This window comes from Streptomyces sp. NPDC094448 (assembly GCF_044763775.1).
GTDB lineage: Bacteria > Actinomycetota > Actinomycetes > Streptomycetales > Streptomycetaceae > Streptomyces.
This window is the reverse complement of record NZ_JBIWGU010000003.1, coordinates 512,764-530,839: the sequence shown is the minus strand read 5'-3', so window position 1 is coordinate 530,839 and position 18,076 is coordinate 512,764. Positions and strand designations below refer to the sequence as shown.

The following is an 18,076-nucleotide window of genomic DNA, read 5'->3' as shown; positions in this document are numbered from 1 at the left end:
CGGCGGCCGCACACGGACCCCCGGGGGTGTCGGGTTCCGGACCCGGACCCCGTCGCACCGGGCGGGAAGGCCCCGGCGAACGCAGACGGCGGGGGCGGGCCGACGGCACACGGCACGGCCCGCCCGGAACCGGCACGGGTGGGATCCGGCGGCCCAGCTCCCGGCGGCGGAGAACCGATGGTGACCCGGGCCCGTTCCCTTGATCAGCCGGCGGCTTCCGGGGCCGACGGGGTGGGCAGCTCGTCCCCCGCGAGCCTCAGCCGGTGATAGCGGGCCGGGTCGAGGCCGTCTTCGGCCGGCGCGGTGACGGTACGGTCCGTATCACCGGCGGGGGCGTACCCCTGCCGGTGATGGCTCAGCGAGGCGCAGAGGCGCAGCAGCGGGTCGGGGTCGGTCAGATGGCGCTCCAGCGACTGCAGATTGCGCGGGCCGGGTTCGTGCAGGGCCAGGCCGAGCAGGATCTCCGCCCGGATCCCGGCCGCGGGTTCGGCGGTGAGCCGCTCGTACAGTACGGCCGCGGCCGCCTCGCCCGGTGCGGCGGCCAGCAGGACGACCGCGAGTTGCCGGAGGTCGGCCCGCGGGTGGGCGGCCAGGGCCCGCCACACCGGTACCGCGCCGGCGAGGCTGGTGAAGATCTCGTGGTAGGCGTCCTCCCAGCCGTAGTCCGTGTAGCCGGTGTCGTTGGTCGACCATTCACCGCGGGCGGGTGCACCGGCGAAGGCGGACTTGAGCCGCCGGATCTGACCGCTCACCGATTCGCCGGTCTCGCCGGTCGCATTGTCGACGGTGACGACGGCGGCCAGCAGGTCCAGCAGCCGCTTCCGGCCGTCGTCGGTGGCGACACGGTCGACCAGCGCCGTCAGATACCGGAACGCCGGTCCGGTGGCCGTGGTGATGGTCTCCTGGTGCCACAGCAGGTTCGACAGCACGGCCAGCGCGGTGGAGAAGGCGTACGGATCGGGCAGGGTCAACCCCTTGAGCAGGAACGGCAGATGGCGGGCGTCGCCGTAGAAGGTGGCGAGGCCGGACCAGGGCACGGTGTCGGCGCCGGCGAGTTCGGGCCCGGCCGGCGCCGCGTGCCAGCCGGGCAGGGCATGGGCGATACGGCCCAGATCGGCGTCGGCCGCGATCCGGTCGAGCCCGTCGAAGGTCACGGTGCCGAGGCCGGTGCCGTCGGCGCCGTAGAGCCGCCACGGCCCGACCGGCCCGCCGCCCGTACCGGCTTCGACGGCCCCTTCCGCGACGAGCGCACCGGCCGCGTCCAGGGCCCGCCACCATTCGACCGGTTCGCCGCCGACGGTGGTGTCGGCCGCGGTGACCTCGGCGGTACGGATCCCGGAAGCGTCGTACCAGGACGCCACCACCAGGGCCTCGTCGCGGGTGGTCCGCTCCATGCGGACGGCCCCGTCGCGGTGGAACGACCGCACCGTCCTGGTGCCGTCGGCAGCCGACTCCGTTTCCCGGTCGAGGCGGTGGCGGTAGTCCCATGAACGTCTCAGCCGGGTTCCGTCCGGCCCCCGGCGCTCCAGCCCGGACAGCTCACCGCCGGCGAAGTAGCTGCGCCGTTCGGCCCGCCGTCCGTCCGTGAAATCGGCCTCGCTGTAACGGTGCTCGAAGTGCGACGTAGAGCGGGACTGCTTCCAGATCCGCCAGGTCCCGACCGCGGCACCGGTCTCCTCGTCGACGTCCCCGACGACGTACGACTCCAAGCTCTGCACCCACACCGCGTCGGCGGGCGCTTCGGGAGGCGGCGGACCGGGCTCGTACGCGGCGACCGGTGCCGGCGGCCCCTCCCCGGCCCGGTCCCGTCGCAGCAACCGCAGTGCCAGCTGCGGCAGTTCCTCGTACGCGGCGTACCGCACCACCCCCGGCGAATTCCCCAGCCCGGCCGCCAGGCACAGCTCGACCGACGCGGCATCACCGTCCCGGGCCGCCTCGGCGAGCGGCCTGTCGCCGTGGCGTGCGACCTCGTCGCCCGCGCGGTTGTAGACGATCAGATGCGGGGTCCCGTCGGGGTTCCAGTGCCGCGCGACCCCTTCGAGGCGGCCGTCCCGCCAGCGCGGGGCCGACCACTTCCCGGTCGGCCAGTACGTGGCGGTGTCCGGCACCCCGGCCGGGCGCTCCGGCACGGGATCACCGGCCATGGTCACCTCGGTGCCGTCGGCGGCGAAGCAGGCCCAGCGGACCTTGGTACCCCCCTCGTCGAAATCGTGGACGACGGTACGGACGGCCGGGGGCCAGCCGTCGAACGAGAACGGGTCGCAACTGGGGTGGTCGCTGCGGTGGCCCGTCACGGTCACCGGCGTGCCGTCACGGTGCTCGGCGCGGACCGCGAGGGTGCCGTCGTCGTGGTAGCGCAGCAGTGTTCCGTGACGCTTCCCGTCGCGCCAGTCGCCTTCCTCCAGCGGTATCCCGTCGGGACGCCACAGCCGCCACCGGCCTGTCGGAGCCGTGCCGCTCCGCTCACCGATCCCCCACGCCGGCCACTTCGGGCCGCCGGGAAACAGCTCCCACTCCTCGATGTACGAGGCTTCCGCGGGGACACCCGGGGGCCGGTCCGTACCCTCCGCGGGCCCGGGGGCCCCGCCGGGACGTGCGGGCCCCGAAGCCCCGGTCACCGGCCCCGGTACCTCCTCGGAGCCGTTCCCGACACCGTTGTCGCTGTGCAGATCATCAGGCATGGGCCGAATGGAACCACCTCCCACCGACACCCCGAACCCGCCGGCCACTCCGGTCCCGGCTCACCCCGCCCCTCGGCGCCGTCCGTCCACCGGCGCCGTCCGTCCGCCGGCGCCGTCCGTCCGCCGGCGGCCCGAGGCCCCTGCCGGTACCGGGCTTCTCCGGACCCAACAAACGGTTGTCCGAGGCAAGTTGATGAGAGGAATGCCACCGTTGGCGGGGCGGACGAACCCGGCGGGCGAAGGTGCCGTCCTGCTGGGGGGACGTACCGCCGACCCGGCCGTACGCCCGCTTCCCGAGAGGCTCCCATGCCCAGGTCCAACAGGCGCGCCACCGCTGCCGTGTTCACCGCGACCCTGCTCACGGCGGCGGGGACCGCCGCCACCGTGTCTCCCGCCGTCGCCGTCCGCGGCGGCCAGAACACCACCGTCACCGACCATCCGTACGCCATGCGGATCGTCTCCCAGGACGGGGCGCATGTCTGCGGAGGCACCCTGGTCGCGCCCACCAAGGTGCTGACCGCCGCCCACTGCGTGGCCGGTCCGACGGCACGCGAATTCCAGGTGATCGGAGGCCGGACCGAGATCCAGAGCACCAAGGGCACCGTACGCGCGATCTCGTCCATCAAGCTCCACGCCAAGTACACACAGGGCACCTTCGCGTACGACGCCGCCGTCCTCACCCTCGCCGGTGCGATGCCGTACGCCACTCTGCCCGTCGCCGGACCGAACGAGTCGGCGCTCTACGCCCACGGCAAGACGGCGAAGGCGGTCGGCTGGGGGCTGACCGCCCGGGACACCAATGGCACCCGGCTGAAGTCGGCCGTGCTCACCCTCGGGCCGCTGGCCAAGTGCGAGCCGTTCACCGAGCCCGGGGACTCCGGGACGCTCAAGGTCTGCGGCCTGCCGGGGGCCGGCACCACCGACAGCATCTGTCGCGGTGACTCCGGCGGTCCGCTGATCGCCGGCGGCCGGGTCATCGGCGTGGTCTCGACCGGGAACAAGTACTGCGATACGGAGCATCTGAAGTCGGTGTTCACCCGGACCGGGGCCGTCGCCGCCGGACTGGGCCTGCCCGTCGGCTGAGGCCGGACACCGCACGGAGCGACTGCGCCGTGCCCGGCGGTGCCGCGCCGGACCGATCCACCCGTGATGGCGCCAGCGCGGCGCCATCACGGGTGAAGAGGGCGACTTGATGTGGTGCAATGCCTGCACCATAATGGCGCCATGCGAGTGCCCGTCGGTGAGGTGCGGGGACGACCGTGGGACAGTGCGAGAAGGGGAACCAGGCATGCCTGCTTTTGAGACTCCCGAACCGATCTCCGTCGTGATCGACATGGGGGCGGGCGATGTGGAGATCCTCGCCGAGGACCGGACCGACACCGTCGTCGAGGTGCAGCCGAGCGACGACACCGACGAGTCGGATGTGAAGGCCGCCGAGCAGGTGAGCGTCGAGTATGCCGAGGGAGTGCTGACGATCAGGACCCCCAAGTCCAAGAAGCTGGACCTCTCCCGGAAGACCCGCTCGGTCGATGTGTCGATCGTGGTGCCCAGCGGCTCGGCCCTGCGCGCCGAAGCGGAGGTGGCGGACCTCCACGGCTCCGGGCGCCTCGGGGAGTGCACGTACAAGACCTCCGTCGGGCATATCCAGTTGGACCGCACCGGTCCGCTGCGACTGAAGACCGGAGGCGGTCGGATCACCGTGGCCGGTGTCGACGGCGATGCCGAGTTCATCACGGGCACCGGACGGATCCGGGTGGGAGAGGTCAGCGGGGCCGTCGTGGCCAGGAACTCCAACGGCCGTACGGAGATCCGCGAGGTCACCGGCGATATCCGGATCCGCTGCGCGAACGGCGATATCGCCGTCGAGCGCGCCCGGGGGGCCAGTACCGAGGCCGAAACCGCGAACGGCAGCATCCGGATCGGGGAGGTGACCCGCGGTACGGTCGAGCTGAAGACGTCCACCGGGGATCTGGAGATCGGGCTCGGCGCGGGCCTTCCGGCGAAGCTGGACCTGTCCACCGGGTACGGGCGGGTGTTCAACACGCTGGAGAGCGTCGCCGAATCGTCCGAGCAGTCGATCGCGGTCCGGGGGAAGACGTCCTACGGGGACATCACGGTCCACCGGGCCTGACGGGCTTTGTCGCGTGCCTCGCCGGGTGCCTCGTCGGGTGCCTCGTCGCGTACGAAGCGGAGTGCTCCGTACGCGGCCGACGGACCGCGGGGTCCCGGGCGGGGCCGTGGGCCGGGGTGGTTATCGCACCCAGCCGTTGAACTGCTGCTTGCCGCGGGGTGTCCGCCGGTTGTTCGCCAGCGCCGCCGCGGAGGCGCGGATCATCCAGGCGTTGACCGAGATGCCCTGCCGTGAAGCGGCCTCTTCGATCTGCTCCTTCATCGCCTGCGGAGGCCTGAAGTTGATCCGTGCCGTGGCGCCGCCCGCCGCGCCGCCGGAGCCTCCTGCGGTCCATTCGCTCGCCGCGTCGTCCACCGGGTCGGCGGTGTCCCCTGCGGGACCCTCGTCACCCGGGGGCGGGGTCACCACGAAACTCGGCTCCATCCCGCGCAGCCGCAGGTCCACCGAGCCGGGGGCCAGGTCCCGGGTGATCTCGTCGGCCGCGTCGGACAGGACCTTGAGCAGCGTGAGCCGGACGGCCGCTTCCAGAGGAGCGACGAGCCGCTCGGCCACCGCGCGGGTCTCGGCATCGCCCGCCGCGGAGGCGGCGACCAGCTCGTCGCGCAGGGACTCGACGTACTCCCGTAGTTCCATGGAACTATCATGGCACAGCCGTTGCGCCGCGCGGCGCCTGCCGGGCCCCGTCCCGCCCCCCGGTCCGTTAGTCCCTGTTTGTCCAGGTGAAACCCCGGGGATTCACCGGCGATGAGCCGGATCGGCGCAGGCCGAGAGGCTGGGGAGTCCCAAGGAAACCGAGGGTCGAGGCCGGTGCTGGCGCGATATGGCGCCACTCTGGGCCATCGGATCGGTGGTCCTGCGACAGTGCGGGACGGCGGGACGGCGGCTGCACGGGCACGGACCCCGGAGAGCGGGGACACCGCTCCCCGGGGCGGGCGTCCGGCATTGCGCCGCGTCAGCCCTGGTGACGCCACCAGAACGAGGCGGGGCGGAAGTGCCGGGTGACCCCGAGTCGGTGCCAGAGCGGACGGAGCAGGGCCCGGAGTTCCGGGTCGCCGTGGACGAAGGCATTGGGGAGCTGGACGTCGAACCGTTCAGGGGCCGATGTGAGCATCGCCGCCAGCAGATACTGCTCGGAGTAGAGCCGCCAGCGCCAGGACTCGGGATAGTCGGCCGGCAGCATGATGTCGTGGACCTGTATCAGTACTCCGGGCTTCAGTCTCGGCAGCAGCTCGAAGAAGAAGACCATCACGTCCGAGCCCATGTGCAGACGGTGCGACCCGTCGAGGAAGACGATGTCCCCCGGCTCCAGTCGCTCGAAGACCGCCGGGTCCGCCTGCTGGAGCGGTACCCGGACGACCTCGTCGCAGAGAGCGTCGATCGGGGCCCGGGGGCGGGGGTCGACCGAGACGATCCTGGTCGCGAGCCCGAGGTCGTCGACGGCGCGGCGGGCGAACTTGGTGGAGTTGCCGGAGCCGATCTCCAGATACCGGGCGGGTTTGTTCTCGGCGAGCAGACCGTACAGGGACAGGGCGTCCAGGGGCGGCAGCCAGGTGTTGCCCCAGTAGGGGACCGTGCCCAGCTCCCTCCCCTCGACGGAGATCCCGGCGAGCAGATCGGCGAGCTGCAGAAAGCCCGTCAGACGCTCGGCATAGGTCTCCCGGTGCTTCTCCAGCAACTCTCGTACCGGGGCGAGTTCGGCGCGGGGCTCGGGCACCACCAGATGGTCGAGGAACACCGGCTTGACCAGTCCGGCGGCCCACATGGCCAGTCCGAAGGCGGTGGGCCGGCGCTCCAGCCGGTCGAGACCGCGCTGGATGAGGGGGAACCGTTCGAACACCGTGGGGGAGGGTTCGGCGGCGGCTTTGGGGGTCTGGGCACGCAAGGAGAGAAGCCTTTCGGTCATGGAACGGCCGGGAAGGACGTGCTCTGAACCGTGCTGTCCTGCTGTCGTGTTGCTGCGGGGCTGCGGGGCTGCGGGGTTGTGCCTGCTGTCGGCGGTGACGAGTCGGCACGGGGCGGATGCGGGTGGGGGTGCGGCTGCTCCGGTTCGGTCTGCGGAAGATCGGGACGGGATGATCTTTTCCCCGGACCCGCGCCGGATATCCCGGCACGCCCAACCTGACTGGAACCCGGCGCTCCGGCGCGGATCCGGTCATGGCCCGCCGGTGCCTGGTGCCTGGTGCCTGGTGCCTGGTGCTCGGTGTCCGGCGGCCGGAGGCCCGCGGCAGGGGGATCCGGGCGGTGCCGGGGCGCCCGGCCGACACCGTACGAAGGTACGGCTCCGGGCGCCCCGTCGCCGCTGCGTCAGCCGAGGTCCAGCGGGCCCAGCAGCCAGGCACCCGGGCCGTGGGGGTCCTCGTCGAAGTAGTACCCGCGGATCGCCTCCAGCAGGTCGTCCCGGTGGATCAGCCCGTCCCCGTCTCCGTCGAGCCGCCCGAAGACCTCCCGTGCGTCGCCCTCCTCCATCCCCATCAGCGCGCCCGTCCAGCGGACCTGCTCCGCACGGGTCAGCCGTCCGTCGCCGTCCCCGTCCACCACGTCCATCAGCGCGTCGAGGAACGGTATGTATCCGGCGTCGAACGACGCGGGCGTCACCAGCAGCCCGGCGGCGAACGCCGCCCGGTACTCACCCTCGTCGATCCTCCCGTCCCCGTCGGTATCGGCCACCCGTACCAGGTGCTCCCACAGCCCCACGGCCAGTTCCCGCACCCGCCCCAGGTCCGCCGACCCCTCCTGACGGCCGAACGCGGCACCGAGCCTGCGCACCGCGGTCTCGAAGTCCTCGCGCTCGATGAAACCGTCACGGTCGGTGTCGTATGTGAGGAACCTCCGCGCGAGCTTCCGCTCCAGGAACCCGCTGATCTCCGGCATGTGTCCCGCCCTTGTCTTCGTGATCGTCGGGGCACCGCGCCCCGTCTCGGTCTACCCCTGCCCAACCCGTCCGGACCGTTCGGAATCCTGTTCGGAACCCGGTCCCGAAACCCGTCCGGAGCCGTACCGCCGACCGCACCCGGACGCGCGGGCCCGGGGGCGTTGTCAGTGGTGTCCGGGGTGTCTGGTTGGATGCGGCCATGGCTCACAGGGTTCACGACGACTCGTTCCTGCGCGCCGCGTCGGAGGCGTACTTCGACGCGGTGCCCCGCTCCTCCGCCCGGGCCGAGGACTTCGGCCCGCTGACCCTCTTCGTCCCCGAGGGCCCGGGCGGGGGCTGGCCCCGGTTCGCGCGCCCTGCCCCCGGGAGCCGGATCACCTCCGGCGATATGACCCGGGTGCGCGCCCGGCAGCGGGAGCTGGGGGCGCCGGAGCGGTTCGAATGGGTCGCGGAGACGGCACCGGCGCTGCGCGCCGCGGCGGAGGGCGCCGGGCTCGCGGTGCAGGAGTATCCCCTGATGGCCCTGGCGCCGGACGAGGCGCCGTCCGCCGTGCCGGAGCCTGCCGACGGGGTACGGATACGGGTGCTGCGGGCCGGTGACGTGGAGCTGCCGGGCGCCCTCGCCGTGGCGGGGCTCGTCTTCGGCCCCGGGCCCGCCGCGCACGGTGCGGTACCGGAGGAGCGGACCCGGCTGGCGGCGGAAGCGGAGCGGGTGAAGGCCGACGGCAGCCTCTCCCGTACGGAGGACCGGATCCGGGCGGGGCTGCTCGGGGTCGCGGCGGCCGTCACGGGGGACGGGGAGGTGCTCTGCTCGGGGCAGCATCTGCCGTCGGCCGGGGCGACCGAGATCGTCGGGGTGGCGACCCTGCCGTCGGCGCGCCGGCGCGGTCTGGGCTTCGCCGTCACGGCGGCACTGATCGCGGACGCCCGGTCGGCGGGAGCATCGCTGGTGGTGCTCTCGGCGGCGGACGAATCGGTCGCCCGGCTCTATGCCCGCCTCGGCTTCCGCCGGATCGGCACGATGCTCGTCGCGGAACCGCCGCCGACGGCCGGACCGGACGCCCCCGGCGCCTGACGGGCGGGACCCGGCGGACCGGTGGACCGGCGCATCACGCGGGTGCCGGGCGCGGAGGCCGGCGGGGAACCGGATACCGCACCCGGCCCGGACATCGCACCCGGCCCCGGTCGGCGGGACCGATCGGCGGTCGGCAGGCGGTCGGCAGGCTGGTCAGACGGTCGGCAGTCCGGCGGCGGCGAGCGCCTCGTCGACGGCGGACGGCAGCCAGTCCCGGACCGGGGAGAAGGGGAATCCCAGCTCCGCGGCGCGGGTGTTGCTCATGGCGTAGTGGCGGTCGAAGGAGTACGGCGATGCCTCCTCGCCCTCGGCAACCGTCCGGAACCGCGGCTCACGGCCGGTCCGGGCCGTGATGGCGGCGGTCAGGCCGTGGACGTCCAGGGTCCCGTCGGAGCAGGCGTTGAGCGGGCCCGTGAAATCGGTCTCCGTGGCCGCCCACAGCAGGCAGTCCGCCATCTCCTCGTGGTGGACGAAGGACGAGGGGAGCGCCCGTGCGTGGATCGCGATCTCCTCGCCCCGCACGATGCGTTCGGTGTAGTGGGCCAGCCGGCCCGTGAAGTCCTGTGCGCCCCCGCCGAGTACATGGGCGACCCGTACCGTGGCGAACTCGAAGTCCGCCTCCCGCGTGAACACGGCCTCGGCCTGCCGCTTGCCCTCCGAGTAGTGCGCGTCCAGAAACTCCTGGTCGCGCCAGGGCAGCCCCGGATCCACCGGCCGGCCCACCGGGTTCACGGTCCCCTCCGACAGCAGAGTGTCCTCCGCGACCTGCGGAAGCGACGTCGTCGCCGGATTGTAGACCTCGATGGTCGAGGTCATGACGTACCGCCGGGTCCGCCCGCCGAAGACGCGGACCGCCTCGGCCGCCTGGAGGGGGCTGTAGCAGAACTGGTCGGAGACCGCGTCGAAGGTACGGGACCCCAGGGCCGCTTCGAGCGCCGCAGGATCGTTGCGGTCGGCGAGGACATGGTCGACGCCCGGAGGCGGCGGGGCCGAACCCCGGTTGACGAGGGTCACCCGGTGCCCGGCGGCCTGGAGACGCCGGACCAGGAGGATGCCGAAGTAACGGCTGCCGCCGATCACACAGATTCTTTGCATGCCCCCATCGTGAAGTCCTAGGGTCCTCAGTGGAACTGGTTCCTTGCTGGATGGGTATTAAGGAAAACTGTTGATTGATGTGCAGCGGCTCCGGGTGCTGCGGGAGGTCGCGGAGTGCGGGAGCTTCAATCGCGCGGCGGCGGCGCTGGGACTCACACCGTCCGCGGTCTCCCAGCACATCGCCGCGCTGGAACGGACCGTCGGCACCCCGGTGGTGAGCCGCAGCACACGGGGGGCCGCTCTCACCGAGGCCGGGCGGATCATGGTGGCCGCGGCGGAGTCGGTCGCCGCCGAACTCGCCTACGCCCGGCAGCAGGTCGACCTGCTGGGCTCGGGCCGCCCCCAGCTCACCATCGCCACGTTCACCAGCGGCGGCAGGTTTCTGCTGCCCGGCGCCCTCACCGCGCTGACGGCGGCGTGCCCCGACGCCATGCTCCATGTGCGGGAGGCCGAACCCGAGGACGCCCTGCGGCAGGTGCGCCAAGGGGCGGTGCAGCTCGGGCTGGCCTACTGCTTCGACGGCCCGCTGCCGGGCAGGCGTTCCGGTATGGACTGGATTCCGCTGCTCGACGATCCGCTGCGGATCGTGCTGCCCGCAGGTCACCGGCTCGCGGACCGTACCGCGCTCGACCTCGGTGAGCTGGCGTCCGAGCCATGGGTGCTGGGCTGTCTGAAGACGGAGGAGTATCTGCGGCGCTACGCCGGACGCGCGGGTTTCGTCCCGCAGGTCCGCGGTACGACGACCGACTACTTCTTCGCCTGCTCCCTCGTCGCCGCGCGGCTGGGCGTGGGGCTCATCCCGTCCATCGCGCTCGCGCAGGAGATGCCCCCGGGGGTGTGCGCCGTCCCGGTCGCGGAGCCGGAGCCGGTCCGGCGCATCGGGATCGCCGTGATCGGCCGCCGCCGGAACGATCCCCCGCTCGCCGCACTGATCGAGGCGCTGCGGGACCGGGCGGCGGCCGTGGGGCGGTGACGCACGGGCCCGCGGGGACCGGACCGGCACCACGAGGGTGCCGGAGCCGGCCGCCGCGGTGGCCTCAGCTCGCGGTCACGGTGTCCTCGAACGAGGTGCCCGCGGTGCGGTAGGCCGCCACCCGGGACGCGACCTCGGCCGGGGTGAGGACCCGGTCCTTGACATGGAGCACGTAGTCGACCTGCTGCTCGTAGGTCCTGGGCGCGGTGGACGTCTGGCCCGCGAGGCTCGTCAGCCACTGGTTGAAGGCGATCAGCATCCCGCGCTCCGGGAGATAGGCGGAGCTGTGCGTGCCGAAGAGCCTGCCGTCGACGTAGTAGCGGATGTCCTGGTCGTCGATGGTGAACACCAGATCGCGCCAGCCGTCGAAGCTCCGGCGCTCCACGGTGTGCGTGTTCAGTACCTGCCCGGTCACCGGGTGGTACGTCTCCCAGGACGTGGTGAAGAAGGCGCTGGAGGTCTCGCCCCAGCCGCCGTTGGGGAGATACTCGAAGTCGTACTCCGCGTAGTCGTCGGCCATCGGGGACTTGAGGTCGTTGATGGCGAAGAACGTCTGGATCACATGGTCGCCGTCGGGGCCGCCGGCCGGGGCGTCGCTGAACTTCACCCGGGCCGCGTAGGTCCCGTTGCGGAACTTCATCGTATTGGTGGAGATCTCCGCCTGCCGGGTGCTGGCCGCGGTGCCCTCGGTGGAGGTGCTCAGTTTGAGCAGGGTGCTGCCGCCCTCGGTGCCGAAGCCGATGTTCTGCGGGGACCAGGTGGCCCCGGGGACCCCCGGGCCGCCGCCCCAGCTGCGGATCATCCAGCCGTTTGCCGTCAGCCGGGGGTCGTTTGCCGCGGTGTAGGCGAAATCGTCGAAGAGGGTCTGGGCGGGCGGCGGATCGACCGGGCCGCCGGGCTCCGTGCCCCAGACGGTGGTGCCGGCGAGCTGGGCGGTGACCTTCGGCCAGTCCGCGTAGGCCGACTGCGCGGCCCCGAAGGAGTGGTCGTCGCTCTGGACCAGCTGCTGCCAGTCGGTGCGGTGGAAGCGCACCTGGATATCACCGGAGTCGGCGCCCGGGGCGAGGGTGCCCGCGGCGGCGGTGAAACCGATCTCCAGATAGCGGTCGGCCGTTGCCGTGGGCCGGGCGAGCGTGCCGAAGGAGCCGGTGACGTTGGAGCAGCCCCGGACCGCCCAGTCGCAGGCGAAGCGGTAGTTGGTGGTGGCCGCATCGGCCTTGAGGTAGTAGCGGAGCTTGACGCCGCTGAGCGGTACGGCGGCCGTACCGGTGTTACGGATCCTGAACCAGGGCGCGGACTGGCTTGCGGCGGCACTGCTCACGCCGGTGCGGTACTGCACGGCGAGAGTGCCGCCGGAGGTGCTCGCCACGGTGGGGGACGTGCTTGCGGTGCCGGGCGCAGCCGTGGTGCCGGCCGCGTTCGCGGTGCCGGGGATCGCCGCGAGCCCGGCGGTGCCGAGGATCATCGCGAGCGCACCGGCCGCGGTGGTGCGCAGCCGGCTGTGGGGGGTTCTTCGCATGATCTGCCTCTCCGATACGGATCGGGACGGAAGAATCGCCCGGCCGGAGCCGGGCGACTGCCGATGATCGTACTGAAGAGCGAACGGGAAAGGTGCTGTTGAGCAGAGCGTGAAGCGTCTGCGGTACGTGATGAACAACCCGTTTTGACAAGGAAGTTGGGGGTATTCGCGACGTCGCGGCCCCCCTGGACCGCAGGGTCTGGGCCGTACCGCGGACACCACGGGACGGCGCCCGCGCGGGCTGTCGCCCGCCGCGCCTGCTCCGCTACAGTGCGTGACGACAGCCCCGTCGATGAGGAGTCGCCCCGTGGCCACCTCCGTCCGTCCCGGCCCGCCCCCACCGGCCGGGCGCCCGGTGCCCGCGCTCGACTCCGCCGTCGTCGGCCGCTGGCGGGCCGCCGGCGGGGAACCGGTCGAGCTGTTCGCCGAGGCGCAGCGGCGGCTCGGCGGACTCGCCGCGCTTCCGCTCGGACCGCGCCCGACCGTGCTGGTCACTTCCCCCGAGGCGGTGCAACAGGTCCTGGCGCTCCGCCCCGAGCGCTATGTGAAGCGCTCGCACCGGGCCCGGCTCCTCATCGGCGACGGTGTACTGGCCGCGACGGGCGAGGCGTGGAAGCGGCAGCGGAAGCTACTCCAGTCCCAGTTCACCGGCCGGGGTATGCGCAGGTACGAGGAGCGGATCGCGGCGGCGGCCGGGGTCGCCGCCGCGCGCTGGGACGGGTACGCGGCGACCGGCGAGGTCTTCGACGTCGGTGAGGAGCTGCGCCGCTTCGCCCTGGACACCATCTGGCGGGCCCTGACCGGACACCCCCTCGACCCCGGTGTGGAACACGGTCTGGCGTCCGTGCCCGCGGTGGTGGCCGCGCTGCCCGGCCTGCCCGCGGACGCGACCGCCGCCGAGGCGGACGTCGCCGCCGAACTGGCCCGGATCGACGCCCTGGCGAGCCGGGCCGTCGCGACGGCCCGGGCCGGATCCGGACCCGACGGGCCGGGCCTGCTGCACGTACTGCTGGAAGCGGCCGGCACCCGCCCCGAGTACACCGACCGGCTGATCCGGGACGAGCTGGTCACCCTGCTCTTCGCCGGTCACGAAACCACGGCAACCACCCTGACCTGGTTGTTTCTGCTGCTCGACCGTCACCCCGAGGCCCGGGAGCGGGCCTTGGCCGCGGGGGTGGAAGGCTCGCCCGAGCGCAGCCGGGCCGTCCAGGCCCTGGTCCACGAGACGCTGCGCCTCTATCCGTCGGCCTGGATGCTGCCGCGCTGCGCCGCCGAGGACGATGTACTGGCCGGTCACCGGGTCGAGGCGGGCACCGACGTACTGGTCTGCCCCTATCTGACGCACCGCGATCCGGCCGTCTGGGAGGACCCGGAACGGTTCGACCCGGAGCGGTTCACGACGCAGGGCCGCCGGCCGGCGCACCCGGGCGGCTATCTCCCGTTCGGCCTCGGCCCCCGGGCCTGCCTGGGCCTCCAGTTCGCGCTCCGGGAGTCGGCCGCCCTGCTGGAACGGCTGCTGCCCGCCCATACGCCCCGCTTCCGCTCGGTACCGGCCGGCACGGTGTACGGGATCACCGTCCGCCCGGACGGGCCGACCCCCGCCACCCTGCTTCCGCCCGCGAAGTAGCCCCCGGCCCCCGGCCCCCCAGGCCTGCCGGGGCTTCCCGGCCGGTCCTCGGCACCGCCCCGGACGCTGACCGGAACCGGACCCCGGGCCACCCGCGGCGCGGCCTGGTCGGCACCGTACCGGGCGCCGGTGGTACCGCTTTCCCACCCGGTGCCCGGCCCTCGGCCCGGTACCGCCGGGGGCTGTTTCCCCTGCTCCGGCGCACTCCGGATCGGTACCGGGAGCGAAACCCGCCATGCGCTCATGTGTTCGTATGACCATGAGTACGGTTCTGCGCGCGATTAAACCTCCGCTGCATGGAGTTCACCGGTTCGTAGGACGAAATGACTCTCTGCATGGCTGAACGGTCCTCACAGCACCTACGGTTCTGGCGGGTCCGGGGGATGACCGCCCCCGATTCCCTCGCATCTCATCCACACCTTCGGCACTGCGCCGATGCTCAACGCTGCCCTCGTGAAGGAGAGCACTGCCCGATGACCGTGGACACCAGCCCGGAGCCGCAACAGCAGGATCCGCGCCCGCAGAGCAGCCTCGGGACGGCGGCTGCCCGCAACCTCGCCACCACGACCAAGTCCGCCCCGCAGATGCAGGAGATCACCTCCCGCTGGCTGCTCAGGATGCTGCCGTGGGTCGAGGTCTCCGGCGGAACGTACCGGGTGAACCGCCGTCTGACGTACACCGTGGGCGACGGACGCATCGAGTTCGTCCAGGACGGCGCCGACGTCCGGGTGATCCCCCAGGAACTCGGCGAACTCTCCCTGCTGCGCGGCTTCGACGACGCCGAGGTGCTGTCCGCAATCGCGGGCCGGTGCGTCCAGCGCGATTTCCGCGCCGGTGAGGTGATCGTGGAACGCGGCACCCCCGCCGAGCAGATCCACCTGATCGCCCACGGCCGGATCGAACAGATCTCGGAAGGCCCCTACGGCGACGAGACCGTGACCGGTGTGCTCGCCGACGGCGACCGCTTCGGCCAGAGCGCACTGCTCGACACCGACGGGGTCTGGGAGTACACCGCCGTCGCCAGGACCGCCGGAACCCTGCTCACGCTCGCCCGGACCGACTTCGCGGCCGTGACCGCCGGTTCCCCCGCCCTCCAGACCCATCTGCGGGAATTCGTCTCCCTGCCGGAACAGCGGCAGAACCGGCTCGGCGAGGCCGAGATCGCGATGTCCTCCGGCCATGAGGGGGAAGCCGTACTCCCCGGTGCCTTCGTGGACTACGAACTGAAGCCCAGGGAGTACGAACTCTCCCTCGCCCAGACGGTCCTCAAGGTCCACACCCGCGTCGCCGACCTCTACAGCAAGCCGATGAACCAGACCGAGCAGCAGTTGCGGCTCACCATCGAGGCGCTGCGGGAGCGCCAGGAGTACGAGCTGATCAACAACCGCGACTTCGGGCTGCTCCACAACACGGCCTTCAACCAGCGGATCCAGCCCCACTCCGGCCCGCCCACCCCCGACGACCTCGACGAGCTGATCAGCCGCCGCCGCGGCTCCCGCTTCATCTTCGCCCACCCCAGGGCGATCGCCGCCATGGGCCGGGAGTTCAACGCCCGCGGTCTCTACCCGGACCACGTCGACGTCGGCGGACAGAGCGTGCCCGCCTGGCGCGGGGTGCCCATCCTGCCGTGCAACAAGATCCCCATCACCAAGGAGAACACCAGCTCCATCCTGGTGATGCGGACCGGCGAGGACAATCAGGGCGTCATCGGCCTCAACCAGACCGGACTGCCGGACGAGTACGAGCCCGGGGTGTCCGTGCGCTTCATGGGGATCGACGAGAAGGCGATCATCTCCTATCTGGTGACCACCTACTTCTCCGCCGCCGTCCTGGTCCCCGACGCGCTCGGGGTGCTGGAGAACGTGCAGATCGCCCGTACCGGAAGCTGAGCGGGCCGGTGCGGACCACCTCACCCGCAGGAGGAGTGGTGCGGTCATGAGCACCGAGGCACTGCGGTGGATCCCGGGCGGACCGACCGGTCTGGGTACGGCGGACCTGATCCCGGTGCGCCGCGCGGAGCCGCCCCGGTCCGAGGCCGCCCCGGCCCCGGAGCGGGCGCCGGCCCCCGTACCGCCCCCGGCGGCGGACCCCGGCGGCCCGGCCGCCGGACCGCCGCCGCCCGGAAGCCCCGTCCCGGGGCTCTACCACCATCCGGTGGCCGAGTACGACCGGGGCCGGGCCGCCGAGGTCGACCGGCTCATCAAGATCTGGGCCATCGACGAAATCGAGCTGTATCCCCCCGAGTGGGCGGAGCAGTTCGACGGCTTCCAGGTGGGGGCGTATATGACCGTCTGCCACCCCGACGCCCCCACGGTCGAGCATCTGATGGTCGCCGCCCGGCTGATGGTCGCCGAGAACGCTGTCGACGACTGCTACTGCGAGGACCACGGAGGCTCGCCCGTCGGGCTCGGCGGCCGGCTGCTGCTGGCCCATACGGCGCTCGACCCCCTGCACCTCACCGCCGAGTACCGGGCGCCCTGGGCCGAATCGCTGAAGGCGGACGCCCCCCGGAGGGCGTACCGCTCCGCCATGGACCACTTCCTGGAGGCGGCCACCCCGTCCCAGGCGGACCGGTTCCGGCACGATATGGCCCGGCTCCACCTCGGCTACCTCGCCGAAGGCGCCTGGGACCAGACGGACCACGTTCCGGAGGTGTGGGAGTACCTGGCCATGCGGCAGTTCAACAACTTCCGCCCCTGCCCCACCATCACCGACACCGTCGGAGGCTACGAACTGCCCGCCGACCTCCACGCCCGACCGGAGCTACAGCGGGTCATCGCCCTCGCCTCCAACGCCACCACCATCGTCAACGACCTCTACTCCTACACCAAGGAGCTGGACAGCCCCGGCCGGCATCTGAACCTCCCCGTGGTCATCGCCGAACGCGAGAACCGCTCCGAGCGCGACGCGTACCTCAAGGCGGTCGAGGTCCACAACGACCTGATGCACGCCTTCGAGGCCGAGGCCGCAGCCCTGTCCGCCGCCTTCCCCCTGCCGGTCCTGACGCGCTTCCTGCGCGGCGTGGCCGTCTGGGTCGACGGCAACCACCACTGGCACCGCAGCAACACCTACCGCTACAGCCTGCCCGACTTCTGGTAATACGACCTCCGGCAAGGAAGGGAACCCGTCGTTGTCTCTGTCCGACGTGACCACCCGTGACACCGTCACCATCCCCAACCCGGCGACGCCCTACCAGGGCGACATCGCCCGCTACTGGGACCACGAGGCCAGACCCGTCAACCTCCGCCTCGGCGATGTCGACGGCCTCTACCACCACCACTACGGCATCGGCGACGTCGACCACGCCGCCCTCGGGGCCCCCGGCGCCCCGGACCGGGAGGAGCGGCTGATCGCCGAACTCCACCGGCTGGAATCCGCCCAGACCAATGTCCTCCTCGACCACCTCGGGCCCATTCAGCGGGACGACACCCTGGTCGACGCGGGCTGCGGGCGCGGCGGCTCCATGGTCATGGCCCACCAGCGCTTCGGCTGCTCCGTCGAGGGCGTCACCCTCTCGGTCAAGCAGGCCGACTTCGCCAACGGGCGCGCCAAGGAACTGGGCATCGAGGAGTCGGTCCGGGCCCGGGTCTGCAATATGCTCGGCATGCCGTTCGCCACCGGTGAGGCCGCGGCCTCCTGGAACAACGAGTCCAGCATGTACGTCGACCTGCACGACCTGTTCGCCGAACACTCCCGGATCCTCTCCGTGGGCGGACGCTACGTCACGATCACCGGCTGCTGGAACCCGATCTACGGCCAGCCCTCGAAATGGGTCTCCCAGATCAACGCCCACTTCGAGTGCAATATCCACTCCCGCCGCGAATACCTGCGGGCCATGGCGGACAACCGGCTCGTCCCCCAGGCGGTCGTCGACCTGACGGCCGAAACCCTGCCCTACTGGGAGCTGCGCGCCACCTCGTCCCTGACGACGGGCATCGAGGAAGCGTTCATCAACTCCTACAAGGACGGTTCGTTCCAGTATCTGCTGATCGCAGCCGACCGCGTCTGAAGGCTCCGCACCGCCCGTGCGGTACGGAAGGAGGCGGCCCGTCCCCGCTCGTCGCGGGGGCGGGCCGCCCGCCCGGTTCCGGGCAGTGGAAGAT

The 18,076-nt window shown here is 72.1% G+C and carries 13 protein-coding genes and 1 pseudogene; 8 read left to right on the top strand and 6 right to left on the bottom strand.

Annotation, left to right across the window (positions count from 1 at the left end; all coding sequences use genetic code 11):
• Positions 1 to 203 precede the first annotated feature (203 nt).
• Positions 204 to 2,681, bottom strand: a complete 2,478-nt coding sequence (locus ACIQ9E_RS08415; RefSeq protein WP_403703904.1) for a toxin-antitoxin system YwqK family antitoxin — start codon at positions 2,679 to 2,681, stop codon at positions 204 to 206.
• Positions 2,682 to 2,987: 306 nt separating this feature from the next.
• Here ACIQ9E_RS08415 and ACIQ9E_RS08410 point away from each other — a divergent pair, with 306 nt between their 5' ends.
• Positions 2,988 to 3,764 (top strand): S1 family peptidase, encoded by a 777-nt coding sequence (locus tag ACIQ9E_RS08410; RefSeq protein WP_403703902.1) that lies wholly within the window; start codon positions 2,988 to 2,990, stop codon positions 3,762 to 3,764.
• Between the two features lie 205 nt (positions 3,765 to 3,969).
• Positions 3,970 to 4,812, top strand: coding sequence for a DUF4097 family beta strand repeat-containing protein (locus ACIQ9E_RS08405; protein WP_403703899.1), 843 nt, complete (start codon positions 3,970 to 3,972; stop codon positions 4,810 to 4,812).
• A 120-nt stretch (positions 4,813 to 4,932) separates the two neighbouring features.
• On the opposite strand, the gene ACIQ9E_RS08400 is transcribed toward ACIQ9E_RS08405, so the two are convergent.
• From ACIQ9E_RS08400 to ACIQ9E_RS08390, 3 genes are all read right to left on the bottom strand, one after another.
• Positions 4,933 to 5,445, bottom strand: a complete 513-nt coding sequence (locus ACIQ9E_RS08400; RefSeq protein WP_403703897.1) for a hypothetical protein — start codon at positions 5,443 to 5,445, stop codon at positions 4,933 to 4,935.
• 319 nt (positions 5,446 to 5,764) lie between these two features.
• Complete coding sequence (locus ACIQ9E_RS08395) at positions 5,765 to 6,715, bottom strand: class I SAM-dependent methyltransferase (RefSeq protein WP_403703894.1); 951 nt, start codon at positions 6,713 to 6,715, stop codon at positions 5,765 to 5,767.
• A gap of 401 nt (positions 6,716 to 7,116) precedes the next feature.
• Positions 7,117 to 7,683 carry an EF-hand domain-containing protein gene (locus ACIQ9E_RS08390; protein ID WP_403703891.1) on the bottom strand — a complete coding sequence of 189 codons (567 nt, stop codon included), beginning with the start codon at positions 7,681 to 7,683 and terminating at the stop codon, positions 7,117 to 7,119.
• 200 nt (positions 7,684 to 7,883) lie between these two features.
• Between ACIQ9E_RS08390 and ACIQ9E_RS08385 the strand changes: the two genes are divergently transcribed.
• Complete coding sequence (locus tag ACIQ9E_RS08385) at positions 7,884 to 8,759, top strand: GNAT family N-acetyltransferase (protein ID WP_403703888.1); 876 nt, start codon at positions 7,884 to 7,886, stop codon at positions 8,757 to 8,759.
• A 153-nt stretch (positions 8,760 to 8,912) separates the two neighbouring features.
• Here the strand turns inward: ACIQ9E_RS08385 and ACIQ9E_RS08380 are convergent, their stop codons facing one another.
• Positions 8,913 to 9,854 carry a reductase gene (locus tag ACIQ9E_RS08380; RefSeq protein WP_403703885.1) on the bottom strand — a complete coding sequence of 314 codons (942 nt, stop codon included), beginning with the start codon at positions 9,852 to 9,854 and terminating at the stop codon, positions 8,913 to 8,915.
• Positions 9,855 to 9,924: 70 nt separating this feature from the next.
• On the opposite strand from ACIQ9E_RS08380, the gene ACIQ9E_RS08375 reads away from it, so the two are divergent.
• Positions 9,925 to 10,827: a LysR family transcriptional regulator gene (locus ACIQ9E_RS08375; RefSeq protein ID WP_403703882.1), complete on the top strand. Its 903-nt coding sequence runs from the start codon at positions 9,925 to 9,927 to the stop codon at positions 10,825 to 10,827.
• Between the two features lie 64 nt (positions 10,828 to 10,891).
• Here ACIQ9E_RS08375 and ACIQ9E_RS08370 read toward each other — a convergent pair whose 3' ends face one another.
• Entirely contained in the window at positions 10,892 to 12,346 is a 1,455-nt protein-coding gene (locus ACIQ9E_RS08370) for a cellulose binding domain-containing protein (protein ID WP_403703879.1), read from the bottom strand.
• A 307-nt stretch (positions 12,347 to 12,653) separates the two neighbouring features.
• On the opposite strand from ACIQ9E_RS08370, the gene ACIQ9E_RS08365 reads away from it, so the two are divergent.
• From ACIQ9E_RS08365 to ACIQ9E_RS08350, 4 genes and pseudogenes are all read left to right on the top strand, one after another.
• The gene (locus ACIQ9E_RS08365; protein WP_403703876.1) at positions 12,654 to 13,973 is read left to right on the top strand and encodes a cytochrome P450; all 1,320 of its coding nucleotides are present in this window, start codon (positions 12,654 to 12,656) and stop codon (positions 13,971 to 13,973) included.
• Positions 13,974 to 14,446: 473 nt separating this feature from the next.
• A complete protein-coding gene (locus ACIQ9E_RS08360) occupies positions 14,447 to 15,862 on the top strand; it encodes a family 2B encapsulin nanocompartment shell protein (protein WP_403703873.1) in 1,416 nt (471 codons plus the stop codon).
• Between the two features lie 79 nt (positions 15,863 to 15,941).
• Positions 15,942 to 17,072 (top strand): annotated as a pseudogene (locus ACIQ9E_RS08355) (family 2 encapsulin nanocompartment cargo protein terpene cyclase); the annotation flags it as partial.
• Between the two features lie 31 nt (positions 17,073 to 17,103).
• Positions 17,104 to 17,982, top strand: a complete 879-nt coding sequence (locus tag ACIQ9E_RS08350) for a geranyl diphosphate 2-C-methyltransferase (RefSeq protein ID WP_403703870.1) — start codon at positions 17,104 to 17,106, stop codon at positions 17,980 to 17,982.
• Positions 17,983 to 18,076: the final 94 nt, after the last annotated feature.

Excerpts from the sequence above, each read along its gene's own strand:
- ACIQ9E_RS08380 (WP_403703885.1), bottom strand. The coding sequence starts at position 9,854 with ATGCAAAGAATCTGTGTGATCGGCGGCAGCCGTTACTTCGGCATCCTC.
- ACIQ9E_RS08410 (WP_403703902.1), top strand. The coding sequence starts at position 2,988 with ATGCCCAGGTCCAACAGGCGCGCCACCGCTGCCGTGTTCACCGCGACC.
- ACIQ9E_RS08405 (WP_403703899.1), top strand. The coding sequence starts at position 3,970 with ATGCCTGCTTTTGAGACTCCCGAACCGATCTCCGTCGTGATCGACATG.
- ACIQ9E_RS08360 (WP_403703873.1), top strand. The coding sequence starts at position 14,447 with ATGACCGTGGACACCAGCCCGGAGCCGCAACAGCAGGATCCGCGCCCG.
- ACIQ9E_RS08415 (WP_403703904.1), bottom strand. The coding sequence starts at position 2,681 with ATGCCTGATGATCTGCACAGCGACAACGGTGTCGGGAACGGCTCCGAG.
- ACIQ9E_RS08390 (WP_403703891.1), bottom strand. The coding sequence starts at position 7,683 with ATGCCGGAGATCAGCGGGTTCCTGGAGCGGAAGCTCGCGCGGAGGTTC.
- ACIQ9E_RS08400 (WP_403703897.1), bottom strand. The coding sequence starts at position 5,445 with ATGGAACTACGGGAGTACGTCGAGTCCCTGCGCGACGAGCTGGTCGCC.
- ACIQ9E_RS08395 (WP_403703894.1), bottom strand. The coding sequence starts at position 6,715 with ATGACCGAAAGGCTTCTCTCCTTGCGTGCCCAGACCCCCAAAGCCGCC.
- ACIQ9E_RS08370 (WP_403703879.1), bottom strand. The coding sequence starts at position 12,346 with ATGCGAAGAACCCCCCACAGCCGGCTGCGCACCACCGCGGCCGGTGCG.
- ACIQ9E_RS08385 (WP_403703888.1), top strand. The coding sequence starts at position 7,884 with ATGGCTCACAGGGTTCACGACGACTCGTTCCTGCGCGCCGCGTCGGAG.